Raw genomic sequence first — 15,649 nt, forward strand, 5'->3', positions numbered from 1 at the left:
TCGGTCCCCACGGCGCGGGAGCGCCGTCGCCCGGGGGTCACTCGGGCGGCAGCGCGTGCGGGCTCAGTGTCCTCAGCATGCGGCGCAGATCGGCCTTGAGCCGCACCTTCTCACGGTCCTCGAAGGGCGCCAGGGCCTCCTCCTCGCACGGCAGGAGCGCCTGCTCGCCCTGCTCGGCGAGCAGGGCGCCGGCGGCGGTGACCCGGATCTCGATGATCCGGCCGTGCGTCGGGTGCGCGTGCCGCTCGACCAGTTCGCGGTCGGCCAGTCCCTGCAGCGCGGTGCCCATGGACTGGGCGGTGACTCCGCAGCGACGTGCCAGTTCGGCGCCCGACAGGGCACCGTCCAGCGTCAGCCGCATCAGGGCGCTGTACTGCGTCTGGGTCAGCCCGAGGGGCCGCAGCGCATGCTCCAGCCGCTGGATGTACGCCTGGGAGAGCTGCCAGACGAGGTAGCCCAAGCGGTCGCCTGGGTTGCCGACGGGCATGACGAGTCACCTTTCCGTATTGTCTGTTAGCTTATATAAGTCAGCTTACATTGCCAGGAGGACGGCCACCGTGTCCGACACCGTATACATGCGTGATGCTCACCCCCTGGAGGAGGGGCATCCCCTGCCAGAGCGCCATCGGCACCGCCATGTGCCCGGACCGCAGACCGACGCCCCGCCCGACCGGCCGGGGATGACGGGAACGCAGGCGGTGGTCAAGCCCGTCTTCACGGTGCTGATCATCGGCCTCGCCTTCGTCAGCGTCTTCCTCGCCGCCTTCCACACCCCCACGGCGCACCGGCTGCCCGTCGCGGTCGCCGCCTCCGACAGCTCGGCGGCCCTGTTCGACGTACGGCTGCAGCGCCTGGCGCCCGAGGCGTTCCAGATCGACCGGTACCCCGACGAGACCTCCGCCCGGCAGGCCGTCGAACACCGCCAGGCCTACGCGGCCTACCTCTCCGACGGCGGCAAGCCCAGGATCGTCTACGCCGGGGCCAACGGCCCGGCGGTCTCCGCCCTGGTCGCGCCGCTGGCGGCGGTGCCGCACGGCGACGGGCACAAGATCCCGGTGGTCGACATCCTTCCGCTCTCGGACGGCGACAGCAGGGGGCTGTCGGTCTTCTACGCCTCGTTCGGCCTGGTCCTGGCCGGATTCCTGTTCGGGCAGGTGACCTACCAGGTGGCGCCGAGACTCTCGTTCGGCCAGCGCGTGCTCAGCCTCACGCTCTTCGCCGTCATCGGCGGCCTGGCGACCGCGCTGATCGCCTGCACCGCCTTCGGCGCGATACCGGGCTCCTTCCTCGGCATCATGGGCATCATCACGCTCATGGCCGGCGCCGTCGCCGCGGCCACCATCATGCTGATCAGAACCTTCGGCCCGATCGGCGTCCTCCTCGGGTCGATCTTCATGCTCGTCATGGGCAACGCCACCAGCGGCGGTGTCCTCCCGCCGGACTTCCTCCCCGGCTGGCTGGAGCCCCTCGCCTCGGTCATGCCGGCGGGTGTCGGCGTCCGCGCGCTCGACGGGCTCGCCTACTTCCACCACGACGGCCTCACCCGCGGCGTCATCATCCTCTCGGCGTGGATCGCCGTCTGCGTCGGGGCGGTGTACCTGCTCGACCGCGTGGCGGCCTCCACGGGAATCGCGCACGCGGCGCACCGCTGACCTTCGCGGCGCCGCCGTCCGGACTGCTCCCGGGGGCGTACGCGGCCGGCCTCCGGGCGGAGGACGACCGGCCGCGTCGCCCCCGGCAGGCTGGGGGCCATGGCGACCACCACCCTCAGCCCGCGGCAGGCGCCGCGCACCTTCCGTCCGGCCGAGCGCGCGTCCTACGCGACCGGCGCGCTCCTGGTCGCGTCGGGCCTGTTCCACCTGGCGGTCCTCGCCGTCGACGGCGGTCCCTGGGACGGCCCGGTGTCCTGGCGCAAGCCCGTCACCTTCGGCGTCTCCTTCGGGCTGACCCTGATCGCGGTCGCCTGGGTCACCTCGTACCTGCGGGTCGGGGAGCGCCGGCGGGCCGTCCTGCTCGCGGTGTTCGCGGCCGACTGCGTCGTCGAGACCGGGGGCATCACGCTGCAGGCGTGGCGGCGGGTGCCCTCGCACCTCAACATGGAGACCGGCTTCGACACCGCGGTCTCCATGACGCTGGCGGTGGGCGGCGGTGTCCTGGTGGTCGTGCTGGGCGCCTTCGCCGCGGCGGCCTTCCGCCATCGTCCCACCGGGCCCGCGGGCATGGCCCTGGCCCTGCGCTCCGGCTTCGCCATCCTGCTCGTCGGCCTGGCCTCCGGCGCCGCCATGATCGCCCGCGGTGTGTACCTCACCCGCACCGGCCACCAGGAGGCCGCCTACCACTCCACGGCCCCGCTCAAGCCCCTGCACGCGGTGAGCCTGCACGCCGTGCTCGTCCTGCCCGCGCTGGCCTGGCTGCTGTCGAGGACGCGGTGGAGCGAGGCGACGCGGATCCGGCTGGTCCTGCTGGCGACCGCCGTCTACATCGCCGCGGTCATCGGCGCCGGGGTGTGGGCGGTGGTCTGAAGCGTCTCCCGTCAGGCGGAGTCGCGCAGCAGCAACTCGGCCCGGACGACGAGCTCCTCGGCGTCCAGCGGCTCACTCCCGGACAGCAGGCGGGCCGCCTGGTCGATGGCGAGCGAGCCCAGCCGCCGGGTGTCCAGGGCGACGCTGGACAGCGCGGGCTCGACGAGCGTGCCGAGCTGAAGGCCGTCGAAGCCGATCACGGCGAAGTCGCCCGGGACGTCACGGCCCGAGCGGCGCGCCTCGCGCAGGGCGCCCATGGCGATGATGTCGTTGAAGGTGAGGACCGCCGTGACATCGGGGTGGCGGCCGAGCAGCGTCCGCAGCGCCGCGGCGCCGCCCTCGGCGGACTGGGCGGAGCCGATCACCGCGTCCGTACCGAGCCCGTGGGCCGCGGCGGCCGCCGCGAACCACGCCCTGCGGACGCTGGGTTCGGCGCGGCCGTCGTGGTCCAGCATGCCGATGCGCACGTGCCCCCGGCCCACCAGGTGCGCGACCGCGGCGTGGAACCCGGCCTCGCCGTCGACCCGGATCGAGCTGAACCGCGCCGTGTGGTGCTCACGGCCGATGAGCACTACCGGCATGCCCCGGGTGAAGTGTTCGAGCTCGTTCTCCGGGCTGTTGAAGTACCCCACGACCGCGTCCACTTGCGAGCAGATCACCTGCAGCGTGCCCGCTTCCTCCGCGGCGCGGTCGCCGGTGTCGTACACGACGACGTGCCAGCCGCGGGCGCGTGCCGCCTCCAGTGCGGCGGCGGCGACCTCGGTGAAGAACGGGTTGAGCAGGTCCGGGATCACCAGGCCGATGGTCGTCGTGTCCTGCCGCACCAGCCCCCGTGCGAACCGGCTCGGCCGGTAGCCCAGTTCGCGCGCGGCGTCCAGCACCCGCTGCTTGGTCAGCCCGTCGATCTCGTCCTTGTCGTTCAGCGCCCGCGACACGGTCTGCCGCGACACCCCGGCGGACCGGGCGACGTCATGGATCGTGATCCTCCGCGGCTCCGTCCCCGACGACGACACCATCGCGTACCTCCCGCTGCCCACGGGCGCCGATGCCCGAGGGGCCGAGTATGCCCCCGCGGGGTACGCCGGCGCGAGGCCGGGCCCCGCCCGGCCGGGCCGGAGCGCCGGCGCCACCGTCTCCCCGGAGCCCCGGGGCCGCCAGGAGGATCACCATGCCGCCGGGGGACCGCCGCTGTCCATGCGCCCCGGATCCGCCGCGCAGTGCGCCAACACCGGTGCGCGGCAATCCGTCCGGTGGCCCCGCGACGTGTCCCCGGTCCCGTGGGGGGACCTCGCTGTCGTCATCCGGGCCGGTCCACACGTTGGGCGCCGGGTCCTCGGGTACCCAACGGCGCCGTTGACGCACGGGAGGACGAGGGGACCGACTGCCGAGGCGCCCCGCTCCTCCCCACGCGGGGCGGGGTGGCGGTCCCGCATGGGGAGCGAGCCATCGCGTGCCTGCCGAGTCCGGCCCATTCGGTGGCGATGACGAACCTCGCGGCCAGGGGAGCTCCTTCTCCTCCAGCGCCATGTGCTCCAGGAGGCATTCCGACCAGCGTCCAGAAGGCGCCGGCGAGCTCCTCGCCGCGTCCTGCTCCAAGACTGACCGACCGAGGCGGACCGGGGGCGTTCTCGGCCCCTCCGGTTCTCCACTGACGGACCGTCGGTCGAGGTTCCCGGCCGACGGGGCCGGGACCCCCGCCGGGAGAACCGGACCCGACCCGCGCTCGGCGGCCCCGGCCCGGCGGAGCCGCGTCGTCGTCGCGGTGTCCGGTACGCACACGCTGTACGGATTCCATTTCCCCGCTGGACGCATTCCCCGTGTGGGATGGCGGACGGCCGTGAACACGGCGGGGGCGATCCCGCATGTCCACTGCCGTCTCGCTCTGGGTTGCACGCCCGGTGTTCGGGTTGACAACGTTGTCTTCTGATAGGCCGGATCGAGCGTGCGCATCGCGACGCTGGAGAGGTTACGTGCCCATCAGATCCCATCCCCCCTTGCCCCGCGCGGTCCTTCGGGGAACCGCCCGCGGGCGTCGTTCGCCCCTGCGCGCGACGGTCGCCGCGTTCCTCACCGGCGCGCTCGGCCTCGCCGCGCTGGCCGGTGGCGGCGCGGCCGCCGCGGCGCCCGGCACGACCTCGTCCTCCGGGACGTCCGCCGGCACGGACTGGACACAACTCGTCGACCCGTTCGTGTCGACCGCCGGTGACGACGGCAACGACATGCCCGGCGCGCAGGCGCCGCACGGCCTGGCCAAGGTCAACCCGCTGACCACGCCGAACCGCAACCACACCGGGTACGACTACAACGAGGACCACATCGCCGGTTTCACCGCGACGAACCTCGACGGCGTCGGCGGCTCGGGCGGCGGCGGCGACCTGCTCGTCGTCCCGACCTCCGTGCAGTACGACAGCCGGCCCGCCTCCGGCACGTACGCCCACCCGTACAGCCACGACGACGAGACCGCGACGCCCGGTTACTACCGGGCGGGCCTCGGGGCGATCTCCGGCACCGGCTCGTCGGTGACGCAGGACCCCGGCACCATCAAGGCCGAGATGACCGCGACGACGCGCACGGCGCTGCAGCGGTACAGCTTCCCCGCCGGGTCGAACCCCGAGCTCGTCCTCGACCTCGCGAACAACTTCACCAGCCGCACCCGCTCGACGATGAGGGCGACGACGCTCCCGAACGGGACCACGTCGATCAGCGGTCTCATCGCGGGATCGTTCAACGGCGCCTCGTACAAGCTGTACTACGACGCCACCACCAATGTCCCCGTCACCTCCCTGAAGAGCTGGGGCAACGACGGCAAGCTGAGCGACGCGACCACGCAGGACGGGTCCGACACCGGCGCCGTCCTCGGGTTCGACAAGGCCGCGGGCAACGACGTCGAACTGCGCATCACGCTGTCGCCGATCAGCGCCGAACAGGCCGCGACCGACCAGCAGAACGAAGTCGGCCTGCTCACCTTCGACCAGGCCCGCGCGAAGACGAAGGCGGAGTGGAACAGCGCGCTCGGCGCCGTCGCCGTGCGCTCCTCGGCGAAGTCCGACCCCGGGTCGACGCTCACCAAGGAGTTCTACACGCACCTGTACCGCATGTACGCGCTGCCGGTGAACGCCACCAGCACCAGCGGCACGTACCGCGGCGCGGACGGAGCGGTGCACCAGGCGAACGGCTTCACGTACTACGACGGCTGGTCCACCTGGGACGACTTCCGCAAGTACTCCGTCGAGGCGTACATCGACCCGGCCACCTACCGGGACATGATCCAGTCGCTGGTCGAGCTCTTCGCCGACACGCGCACCTCCGGCAAGAGCCTCGGCAGCCTCACCCACTCGGTCCCGACCGTGCGCTGGGAGCGCTCGGCCGTGCTGGTCGCCGACGCGCTGTCGAAGGGCTTCAAGAACTTCGACCGGCTCGACGAGGCGTACCCGGCGCTGCTGTCGTACAGCGGCTACTACACCGGTGCGCAGCTGCGGCAGGGCTACGTCGCCGGTGACCCCGGCACGACCGTGCAGCGCGGCTACGACCAGTGGGCGCTGTCCGTCATCGCCGACGCGCTCGGCAAGAAGGACGACGCGAAGAAGCTGCGCACCCAGTCGACGATGGCGATCGACAACCTCGTGAAGTCCGGCGCCTGGACGGCGGCGGACGGCACCAAGGTCGGTCTGCTCACCCCGCGCGCCGCGGGCGGCGACTGGCAGAGCGCCGACTACGAGAAGTTCGAGGCGGCCGGTCTCTACCAGGGCACGCTGTGGCAGTACCACTGGTACGACGCCTACGACATGGGCGGCCTCATCGAGGCCATGGGCGGCCCGAAGGCCGGCAGGGCCGCGGTCGAGCACATGTTCGGCGAGGACTCCAGCGTCGATGACGGCTCGACCATGCTGCACTCCAACGCGAACGAGATCGACCTCCAGGCCCCGTACCTCTTCAACTACGTCGGCGAGCCGAGCCTGACGCAGAAGTGGGTGCGCTCCATCTACACCGGCACCACCTGGAACCGCTACATCGCGACGGGCTCCACGAACGAGGCCCCCAGCTCCGGCGGCCAGTTCACCCCGCCGGTCAGGACCCAGGTCTACAAGCTCTCCCCGAACGGCTTCCTGCCGACCATGGACAACGACGCGGGCACCATGTCGACCATGTTCGTCGGCGCGGCGCTCGGCCTGTTCCCGGTGACCGCCGGCTCCAGCCAGTTCCAGATCGGCAGCCCGTTCTTCGACTCCACGACGATCACCTACGCCAACGGCTCGAAGTTCACGGTGAACGCCGACGGCGTCTCGCCGAGCAACTACTACGTGCAGAGCGCGAAGCTGAACGGCAAGCGCTTCGACAACACGTGGCTCGACTACTCGCAGATCATCGGCGGCGGAACCCTGGACTTCACCATGGGTTCCAAGCCCTCCCAGTGGGGCGCCCACACCGAGCCCGCGTACTCGCTGAACACCGACTCGGGCGACACGGGTGACGGCGGCAACGGGGGCGACAAGGGCGACACGACCGTCTCCGCCCGCCCGGGCACCGTCGACACCGACGCGAACGGCACCGTCGACGACAGCGTGAAACTCACCCTGGACGGACCGGCGTCCTTCGCCGCCCGCAACGGCACCAGCCTCACCAAGGCCGGGACGGCGAGCGTGACCGGCCTGCCGGACGGGGTCACCGCGGACCTGCGCGTCAGCGGCTCCCGCACGGCGACGCTGTCGCTCGACGGCACCACGAAGACCGACGCGCGCTTCGGCATCGCCTTCCGCGACGCGGCCTTCGCCCACGGCGTGCGGGCCTCGACGGTGAGCGGCACCGGGATATCCGCGACCGATCCGCTCCTGATCTCCGCCGCCGCGGTGCACCGCAAGGCCCTGGCCGACCTGGTCGGCCAGGCGTCGCTGGTGCGCAGCGCCAACTACTCCGACGGCTCCTGGACCCTGTTCCGCTCGGCGCTCGAACGCGCCCGGACCGTCCTCGCGGACTCCGGCGCCGCGACCGGCACGATCATGGCCGCTCGCGACGCGCTGCAGACCGCCGTCGACACGCTCACCATCGACGAGGGCGGCTACGCGGTCCTCCAGGCCGAGGCCCCCGACCAGATGGAGGGTCCCAGCCTGGTGAAGGAGGCGTACTACTCCGACGGCGACCTCGGTGGTGTCACCGAGGGCGCGTGGGAGCGGTACTCCAAGCTGGACTTCGGCGGGGTCGCCCCGCGGAGCGTCTCGGTCCGCTACGCGAACTCGCAGCCGGCCAACGCGAAGCCGAGCAGCGTCGACATCCACGCCGGCGCCGCCGACGGCCCGGTCGTGGCGACCGCCTCGCTGCCGGGAACCGGCGGCTGGCAGTTCTACACCACGGTGCAGGCGACCGTCACCGACCCGGACGCCCTGCTGGCCGCGAAGAGCGCGACGTTCGTCTTCCACGCCCCGTCCGGTCAGCAGTGGGTGTCGAACTTCGACTGGTACCAGTTCTCGCCGAACCCGGTCTCGTCGTCCCCCTCGACCGTCCTCGCCACGCTGACCGCGGTGAACAGCACCGCGACCGGTGACGGCTCGCTGCCGCTCAAGCTGACCGGCGGCATCTTCGAGAACGTGACGAACGGCGCGTGGGCGCAGTGGACGGGAACGAACCTCCGCGACGGCGCCGACTCCGTCGCCGTCACCTATGACAAGCCCCAGTCGCGCGCGGCGTCGGACTCGCACATCGAGCTGCACCTCGGCTCGAAGGACGGCCCGAAGACCGTCTCCATCCCGCTGGAGTACACCGGATCGGGCTGGGGCACCGTCGCCACCACGACCGTGCAGCTCGACCCGAAGGTCTTCACCGGCGTCCAGGACGTGTACGCCGCCTTCGTCTCCAGCACGCAGACGTCCGGCCAGCCCTACGTGGCCAACGTCCACTCGCTGACCCTGTCGCGCGCCGCCGACGCCCCCGTGGGCTTCGACGCCACCGCGTGGCGTGCCAACAGCGGCGGCGGCCTCAAGAGCGAGCCGGTCGGCTGGACCGGGGCGGGCTCGGCCACCGACCTCGGCGGCACCTACAACGGAGCCTGGCTGAACTACGGGGACATCGACTTCGGCAGCTCGCCGAAGAGCACCGTCACCCTCACCTACGTCAACAACTCGGCCCGCTGCGGTACCGGTTCGGCCGCCCAGCTCTACCTGGACTCGTTCGACCCGGCCAACCCCGGCACGCCGTACGCGACCGTGCCGCTGCCGGTCACCGGGTCCGCCTGGTCCTCCGGCGGCACCACGAGCCTGACGCTGCCCAAGGCGATCGCCGGCTCGCACACCGTCTACCTGCGGCTGACCACGACCCCGGACTCCTCGCACCCGTACGTCGCGAACCTGGGCCGGATCACCTTCGACCACGTCGACACACCCGCCGTCACGGACAAGACCGCCCTGCTGAAGGCGATCGACCAGTTCGAGGGGCTCTCCGGCGACGCGGAGCGCTACGACACGATCGACTTCGGTGTGTTCCTGCGCGAACTCGCCGCGGCAGGCGCCCTGGCCGACGCCGACGACGCGACGCAGCTCGAGGTCGACGGGCAGACCCGCAGCCTCACCCTCGCCGCGAACCAGCTGGTCCCGCTGCCGAGGCTGGAGCTGGAGGCCCTGGTCGCGACCGCGTCGGCCCTCGACAACACCCGCTACACGGACGCGTCGTGGAAGGCCTTCACCGAGGCACGGGCCGCGGCGAGGACCGCGGTCGCGGACGACACGGCCGCGGACGGGACCCTCACCACCCGGTACAGGGCACTCGACCACGCCATGTCCGCGCTCACCACGAAGCCCAGGACGGTGCCCGCCGCGCCTGACGCCGTGTCGGCGACCCCGTCCGGCTCCAGCGTGACCGTCTCCTGGTCCGCGCCGAAGGACGACGGCGGCTCCCCGGTCACCGGCTACGAGATCACCCTCAGCGACGGCCACCAGGTCGAGATCGCCGATCCCGGCAGCCGGAGCACGACGTTCACCTGGCTGCGGTCCGGCCGGTCGTACACGGCACGCGTCCAGGCGGTGAACACGTTCGGCGCCTCACGCCCGAGCGCCGCCACGGCACCCGTGGTCACCGGCGGCGGCAAGCCGCAGACGCCCGCCGTGACGGGTGTGTTCACCGACGGCAAGCAGGTCCGCGTGACCTGGCGGGCGGCGGGCGACGGCGGATTCCCGATCATCGGCTACACCGTGGCCCTCGGCGACGGAACCACCGTTCACCTCCCCGCCACGGCGGACACGGCACTGCTCACCACCTCGGGCAAGGCGAAGGCGCACACGGCCACCGTCACCGCGGTGACCCTGGCCGGAACCTCGGACGACCCCGCGGCGGCCGTCCCGGCGGACGCCTCCGACCCGGCGTACGAGCCGTCCCCCTTCCCGGACGAGACGCTGAAGGCGAGCTACGCGTCGGACACGTGGCCGGGCACCGGTGACGGGACCGACTACTTCTACGGGCTCCTCAACGGCATCGACGACCTCGGTACCGGCGTCCTCGCAGCCAACACCAAGGTGCCGGGCGGTACTCCGCCCACCGCGGAGAACGACCGGATCGCCGTGGGCATCAACAACGCGGCGACGCAGAAGGAGGTGGACCGGGCCGAGGTCGACGCGACGAACAGCTCCACCGTGACCATGGCCGACGGCCTCGGGTCCCGGCTCGGCCAGATCTACCTCGACGCCCTGAACGGGGGCCGGCTGCCCAAGACCGGCGCGCTGTTCGGCCGCGTCACGCAGGGCCTGGACAAGGTCGACGCGGCGAAGAACCACTACGGCTACCTGCGCCCATACGTGCGGCTCGGGTTCGTCGGTGACGGCGGGGACATCTACGAGTCGCAGGACGGCTCGTACGGCAGCCTCACCACCAGCGGCTCGTACCCGAGCGGCCACACCTACGGCGGCTACGAGGCGGGGACCGTCCTGGCCACGCTCCTGCCGGAGCTGGCCCCGTCGATCCTGGCGCGCACCTCGGAGTACGGGAACAACCGCATCGTCCTCGGGTTCCACTACCCGCTCGACGTCATGGGCGGCCGCATCTCCGGACAGGCCACCGTGGCCCACCGATGGGCGGACCCCGAGTTCGCGGACCTGCTGATGCAGGCCCACACCGAGATGGAGAACGTGCTGCTCGCCGCCTGCGAGGAGCAGGGGTACGGCGACACGCTCGCGGCCTGCGCGGGCGACCCCTACGCCGGACTGAGCCCGGCGCAGGACGTCGACCTGTACACCCAGCGCCTGAGCTACGGGTTCTCCCGGGTGGGCAAGGCCGGGCAGAGCCTCAAGGCACCGTCGGACGCGGCGGCGCTGCTGATCACGGCCTTCCCGGACCTCACCGCCGAGCAGCGCACCCAGATCATCGAGCAGACCGCGACGGACTCGGGCTACCCGCTCGACCTGACCGGTGACGGCGGGGCCGGCTGGCAGCGGATCAACCTGGCGGCGGCGATGGCGGCGAAGGTGGTCGTCCACACCGACGGTTCGGTCACGGTGACGAACCACTCGGACGCCACCCAGGCCAGCGTTGCCGACGCCAAGGCGATCACCGTCGGGGGCGTCGCGATCGACGGGTTCGACCCGGCGGTGTCCACGTACGTCGTCGACTGGCCGAAGGACCGGAGGATCCCGTCCGTCTCCGCCTCGCCTGCCGCCTCCGGCGCGCGGGTGAAGGTCACCGACGGCAGCGCGGTCCTCTCGGGCGGGCACCGGTTCACCACCCGCACGATCAAGGTGACCTCCGCCAACGGCGCGGTCACCCGGACCTACACGGTCGGATTCCAGCCCACCGACCGCGACCACCGGCCGTTCGCGGCCGGCGGCCACGGCGACGACGGCGGTGACCACGGGACGGGAGGATCCGGCCAGTGGCCCTTCGGCGGAGCGGGTTCCTGGGCGCCGGCCACGCAGTGGGCCGAGCCGATGTGGATCCCCGGGGCGCAGGACACGATGTGACCGCAGGTCCGGCCGCGCCCCTCGGGGTGCGGCCGGACCCCGCCGGCCCCGGCGGGCGCACCACCACATGCCGACGGCCCCTCCGGACGAACCACGCGGTTCGCCCGGAGGGGCCGTCGGCATGTGGTGGTGCGGTCGTTCCGGCGTACAGGCGTTCAGGCAGGGATGCCGCGCTTGTCCATGGAGTCCTCGACGATGCGCAGCCCCTCCATGCCCGGCAGCTTCGCGATGTGCGAGTCGACGTCGCGGACGAGCCTGCGGCCCTCGGCGCCCGCGAAGAGGTGGGTCATGACGTGCGTGACCTCGCTGTCGGACATGATGCCCGAGCCGACCGGGCCCCAGGCCTTCTCGAGCGCGAACCGGGCGAACACCCGGGCCTTCTTGCTCGCCGCGAGCCGGTCGCGCGCCTGCGAGGCGTAGAACGCGACGTGCTTCGTCTCCTGCTGCGCGATCCGCTTCAGCAGCGGCACCAGCACCGGGTGGCTCTCCAGTGCGGCGAGCCGGTGGTACGCCGCGGTCGCCGACCACTCGTTCGCCGCGCCCCACGCCATGTGCACGGCCACGAAGTCGTTCCCGATGAGGCGGCTCATCGCGGTCTGCTTCACCGTCCCCAGGCGGTCCTTCCAGCCGAGCCTCAGCCGGGTCGCCTTGAGCGCGTCGAAGTCGACGCGGACGCCGTGGCGTTCGAGCACGGCCGCGAGCGCCTCGCCGTGCCAGAACTCCTCGCGGTTCCACATCGTCATGAAGGCGCCCACCGCGGGCTCCTTGTGGGACGGGGTCGTCAGCAGATCCCGCATGTAGCAGACCGTGTGGTACTCGACGTCGCACATGTACCGCAGCGTGCGCAGCGTCCCCTCGGGCAGCGGGTCGCGCTCGAACCTGTCGAAGTCCAGGTCGGCCCACTGCACCCCGGTGGAGTTCTTCGCGTACTTGTCAATGTCGAATGCCATCAGTCGCTCTTCTCGTCGGTGCGCGCGGGGATAGCCGCCCGTGCGGCGATGACCTCGCCGCGTACTCCCGAACCGCCGCGCTTCCAGCGGTGGATGTCCCAGTTCCTGCGGTGCGACTGGCGCGCCAGCTCGGCGTCGGGGTTGATCGCCGAGGGCTTGCCCAGCAGCGACAGCCACGGCAGGTCGGAGTGGCTGTCGCCGTAGCCGTAGGAGGCCGCGAGGTCGTAGCCGCCCTCCTCGGCGTACCGCAGGAGCCACGCGGCCCGCGCCTCGTCGACGAGCGGCGGCTTGTCGAGGTAGCCGGTGAGCACGCCGTCCTTCACGTGCATGGCGCTCCCGACGACCTCGTCGAACAGGTCGGCGAGCGGAGCGGCGAGCAGGCCGATGGAGCCCGTGACCAGGACGGTACGGTGACCGGCCGCACGGTGCTCGCGGATACGCGCCAGGGCGTCCGTGCAGGTGTGCCGCAGCATCGTGTCGGCGTAGCCGCGCCGTACGACCTCCTCGAGACGGGCGACGGGCATGCCGCGGTAGCGGCGCAGGAACGCACGGATGAACTCGCCGCGGTCGCGCTTCTCGGCGCGGAGGTAACCGGGCAGCGAGACGAGCAGGTCCGCGACCTCCTTCGGCCAGGCCGCCTTGCGGAAGCCCGCGGTGCGCACCCAGAGGTACTGCTCGACGATGTTGGAGTCGACGACGGTCCGCTCCAGGTCGAAGACGGCCAGCACGTCGGTGCGTTGCGGCAGCCCGGGTCTCGGGCGGGCGCCCGCGGGCCGGGCGGCCCCGGCCTTCCGGCGGCGGTAGACCGCCGTCAGCTCGCCCAGCGAGGGCAGGTGCACCTTCTGCAGGTACTCCTCCCAGTCGATCCCCTCCACGTCGAAGCCGCGGTCCTCGCGCACCTCGGCCGGAAGGGCGCCGTTCAGCGCGCGGGCGTTGCGGTCGTCGAAGATGATCTCGGTCTGCACATAGGCGCGGTAGAGGTCGGTGAAGTTGCCGAGGGTGTCGATTCCGGCGCGCAGCTTGGCGTTCTCGGCCGCCCGTGCGCGCTTGCGCTCGTCGTTCGGCATCAGCCGCAGACCGGCGTCCCACAGGTCGGCCTTCTTCTTCGCCAGCGAAAGACGCCGGTTGAACCTGCGCTCGCCCGCGAACTTCCAGGTCGGCACCTGGACAAAGCCGTCGTCGTTGGGCAGCGGATGCTGCAGGTAGTAGTCGCGCACGTTGTCGTACATGCGGTGGAAGGGCAGCGGGTTCGACGCGCCCGAGGCGATGTGGAAGTACTCCGGCTCGCCGGCGGGGGCCGGGTTGGCCGCCGCGGCGAGGATGGCGTTGACGACGAAGTCGACGGGGATGACGTCGAGGATCGAGTCGGGCAGCCCCGGGAAGTCCGGCAGCTGGCCGCGGCCGTAGGCGAAGATCAGCGGATCGGCGACCTTGAAGCCGTCGATCCAGCCGGGGTACGGATGCCGCAGGGCGCTCTCGATGATCGCGGGCCGGACCACCGAGAGCCGGTGCCCCGCCTCGCCCCAGAGGTCCTCCGCGGCACGTTCCGCGAGTGCCTTCGTCAGGGTGTAGACATCGGTCCACCCCAGGCTCTGGGCGCGCCGCCGGCCGGCGTCGACGAGGTGGGAACGCACCCACGCGCGCCGCGCGTCCTCGCTCGCGCGGGCCGCCGCGATCGGGCCCTCCTTGCCGTGGTCGCCGCGGGCGCGGGACATGAACCGTTCGAGCTGCGCCGGTTCCCGCGAGGTGAGCTCGGTGCGCTCGCGGGCCTGGGTCGCGGAGCGCCACTCGGTGCGCCAGTCGACGTCGTGCTCGAGCCGGGCCTCGGGCACCACACCGCGGCGCAGTCCCCCGACGTAGCAGGTCGACACATGGACGACGTGCGGGTCCGATCCGGAGGCGAGCAGGGCCTGGTAGAGGCTCGCGGCGCCGTTGACGTTCGTGTCGAACGCCTCGTGGATCGGCGGGTCGAACGAGACCGTCGACGCCGAGTGGATCACCACGTCAAGGCGCGCGGGCAGCTCGGGGACGCTGGTCATGCTGCCGTCGAGCACCGTGATCCGCTCACCGGCGACCCGTTCGGCCTCCTCGGCCCCCAGGGCGTCCCGCCAGCGCCCGAACACGGGCTTGCGCAGGAGCTGCCGGAGCCGGTCCTGCCCGGTCTGCCTGCCCTTCCCGCGCACCAGGAGCCAGATGTGGGCGGCGGGATGGTCGGCGAGCAGCCGCTCCAGCACGGCCTGCCCGACGAAGCCGGTCGCGCCGGTGAGCAGGACGTGCGCGGTGCCGAGTTCGGTCTTCGCACTGTGCGGCGTCACGGAAGGAGCCTCGATTCCACGGTGGACGCGACACCGGGACCGATGCCGGGGAGCGCGGCGACCATCGCGCGGACCCGGGCCGCCTCGGCCCGTCCGTCCGGGTCGCCGAAGACATGGCGTTCGAAGAAGGCGCGCTCGTGCGCGGCGCGGCCGACCGAGCCGAGCGGCCACGCGGAGTGCCGCAGGGCGCGACGGGTGATGCGCTGGGCGCGGACCGAGCGCCCCAGCCGCAGATGCGACTCCTCGGCGAGGAAGTCGATGTGACGCTGCTTGATCCCCACCACGGGGTCGATGATCGACGCCATGGCGGGGGAGATCCCGGCCAGACGCCGGTAGGCCGCCGTCGTGATCCATTCGTCCACCAGGCCCGTCGTCACGTGCTCGGCGACGATCTCCGTACCGGTGACGCCGGCGATCAGGGAGCGACGGATCGGGCCGCGGCGCTCACGGCGCTCCGCCGGTGCCCACCGGGCCCGGCCGGCGGGCGACGGCAGGCCGTGGGCGGCGGGGGAGACCTCCAGGACGGCGTCGAGCGCGTCGGCGACCCAGAACCTCTCGAAGATCCACGTGGTGAGGAACGCGGTGACCCGGGCGTCCTTGTGCGTCGCGGTCACGAGGAGGTTGCGCACGCGGTGCAGCGTGGCCCTTTCCATGTCGCGCAGCGCGCGGACGAGCCGGACGGACGCGGCGTCGAGCGGTTCCTCGGCGAGCGGCCCGAGGCCGAGCCTTCCGCGGTGGCTGCCGTGTGCGGTACGGGCGAACTCGCGCACGTCGAAGCCCGCTGTGCCGGGCGGCGTTGTCGTCGCCTCGTCTTGTGAGTACATGCGCGGGCTTTCTGGGGCCGGGGTGGAAGGCAACTGTGCAGGGGCCCCGGAACGTGCGAGTGGTGTTCCGGGGCTATCACCTGTGACCGGGCAGCCGGCGCA

General features: G+C 72.1%; 8 protein-coding genes. 3 read left to right on the forward strand and 5 right to left on the reverse strand.

Translation table 11 applies throughout. The features are described from left to right. Positions 1 to 37 precede the first annotated feature (37 nt). A complete protein-coding gene (locus ACFYXS_RS08655) occupies positions 38 to 487 on the reverse strand; it encodes a MarR family winged helix-turn-helix transcriptional regulator (protein WP_389245341.1) in 450 nt (149 codons plus the stop codon). Between the two features lie 70 nt (positions 488 to 557). Between ACFYXS_RS08655 and ACFYXS_RS08660 the strand changes: the two genes are divergently transcribed. Then, positions 558 to 1,652 carry an ABC transporter permease gene (locus tag ACFYXS_RS08660; protein WP_389245343.1) on the forward strand — a complete coding sequence of 365 codons (1,095 nt, stop codon included), beginning with the start codon at positions 558 to 560 and terminating at the stop codon, positions 1,650 to 1,652. A 99-nt stretch (positions 1,653 to 1,751) separates the two neighbouring features. Next, on the forward strand, positions 1,752 to 2,522 hold the full coding sequence (locus tag ACFYXS_RS08665) for a hypothetical protein (protein ID WP_389245345.1): 771 nt from the start codon (positions 1,752 to 1,754) through the stop codon (positions 2,520 to 2,522). 11 nt (positions 2,523 to 2,533) lie between these two features. Here the strand turns inward: ACFYXS_RS08665 and ACFYXS_RS08670 are convergent, their stop codons facing one another. Continuing rightward, positions 2,534 to 3,538 carry a LacI family DNA-binding transcriptional regulator gene (locus tag ACFYXS_RS08670; RefSeq protein WP_389245347.1) on the reverse strand — a complete coding sequence of 335 codons (1,005 nt, stop codon included), beginning with the start codon at positions 3,536 to 3,538 and terminating at the stop codon, positions 2,534 to 2,536. A 954-nt stretch (positions 3,539 to 4,492) separates the two neighbouring features. Here ACFYXS_RS08670 and ACFYXS_RS08675 point away from each other — a divergent pair. Beyond that, positions 4,493 to 11,458: a glycoside hydrolase domain-containing protein gene (locus tag ACFYXS_RS08675; RefSeq protein WP_389245349.1), complete on the forward strand. Its 6,966-nt coding sequence runs from the start codon at positions 4,493 to 4,495 to the stop codon at positions 11,456 to 11,458. 155 nt (positions 11,459 to 11,613) lie between these two features. Here ACFYXS_RS08675 and ACFYXS_RS08680 read toward each other — a convergent pair whose 3' ends face one another. The 3 genes from ACFYXS_RS08680 to ACFYXS_RS08690 are packed head-to-tail and all read right to left on the reverse strand — an operon-like array spanning position 11,614 to position 15,547. Then, positions 11,614 to 12,408 (reverse strand): ferritin-like domain-containing protein, encoded by a 795-nt coding sequence (locus tag ACFYXS_RS08680; protein WP_389245351.1) that lies wholly within the window; start codon positions 12,406 to 12,408, stop codon positions 11,614 to 11,616. Further along, entirely contained in the window at positions 12,408 to 14,723 is a 2,316-nt protein-coding gene (locus ACFYXS_RS08685; protein WP_389245353.1) for an HAD-IB family phosphatase, read from the reverse strand. The genes ACFYXS_RS08680 and ACFYXS_RS08685 overlap by 1 nt, the downstream gene beginning before the upstream one ends. After that, on the reverse strand, positions 14,720 to 15,547 hold the full coding sequence (locus ACFYXS_RS08690; RefSeq protein ID WP_389245355.1) for a hypothetical protein: 828 nt from the start codon (positions 15,545 to 15,547) through the stop codon (positions 14,720 to 14,722). The genes ACFYXS_RS08685 and ACFYXS_RS08690 overlap by 4 nt, the downstream gene beginning before the upstream one ends. Between the last annotated feature and the right edge of the window lie 102 nt (positions 15,548 to 15,649).

Origin of the sequence: Streptomyces sp. NPDC002574 (assembly GCF_042889545.1) — a bacterium.
Lineage (GTDB): Bacteria > Actinomycetota > Actinomycetes > Streptomycetales > Streptomycetaceae > Actinacidiphila.

Bases quoted from the DNA above. Each gene is read 5' to 3' on its own strand.
- ACFYXS_RS08655 (WP_389245341.1), bottom strand. From the start codon at position 487: ATGCCCGTCGGCAACCCAGGCGACCGCTTGGGCTACCTCGTCTGGCAG.
- ACFYXS_RS08665 (WP_389245345.1), top strand. From the start codon at position 1,752: ATGGCGACCACCACCCTCAGCCCGCGGCAGGCGCCGCGCACCTTCCGT.
- ACFYXS_RS08680 (WP_389245351.1), bottom strand. From the start codon at position 12,408: ATGGCATTCGACATTGACAAGTACGCGAAGAACTCCACCGGGGTGCAG.
- ACFYXS_RS08690 (WP_389245355.1), bottom strand. From the start codon at position 15,547: ATGTACTCACAAGACGAGGCGACGACAACGCCGCCCGGCACAGCGGGC.
- ACFYXS_RS08670 (WP_389245347.1), bottom strand. From the start codon at position 3,538: ATGGTGTCGTCGTCGGGGACGGAGCCGCGGAGGATCACGATCCATGAC.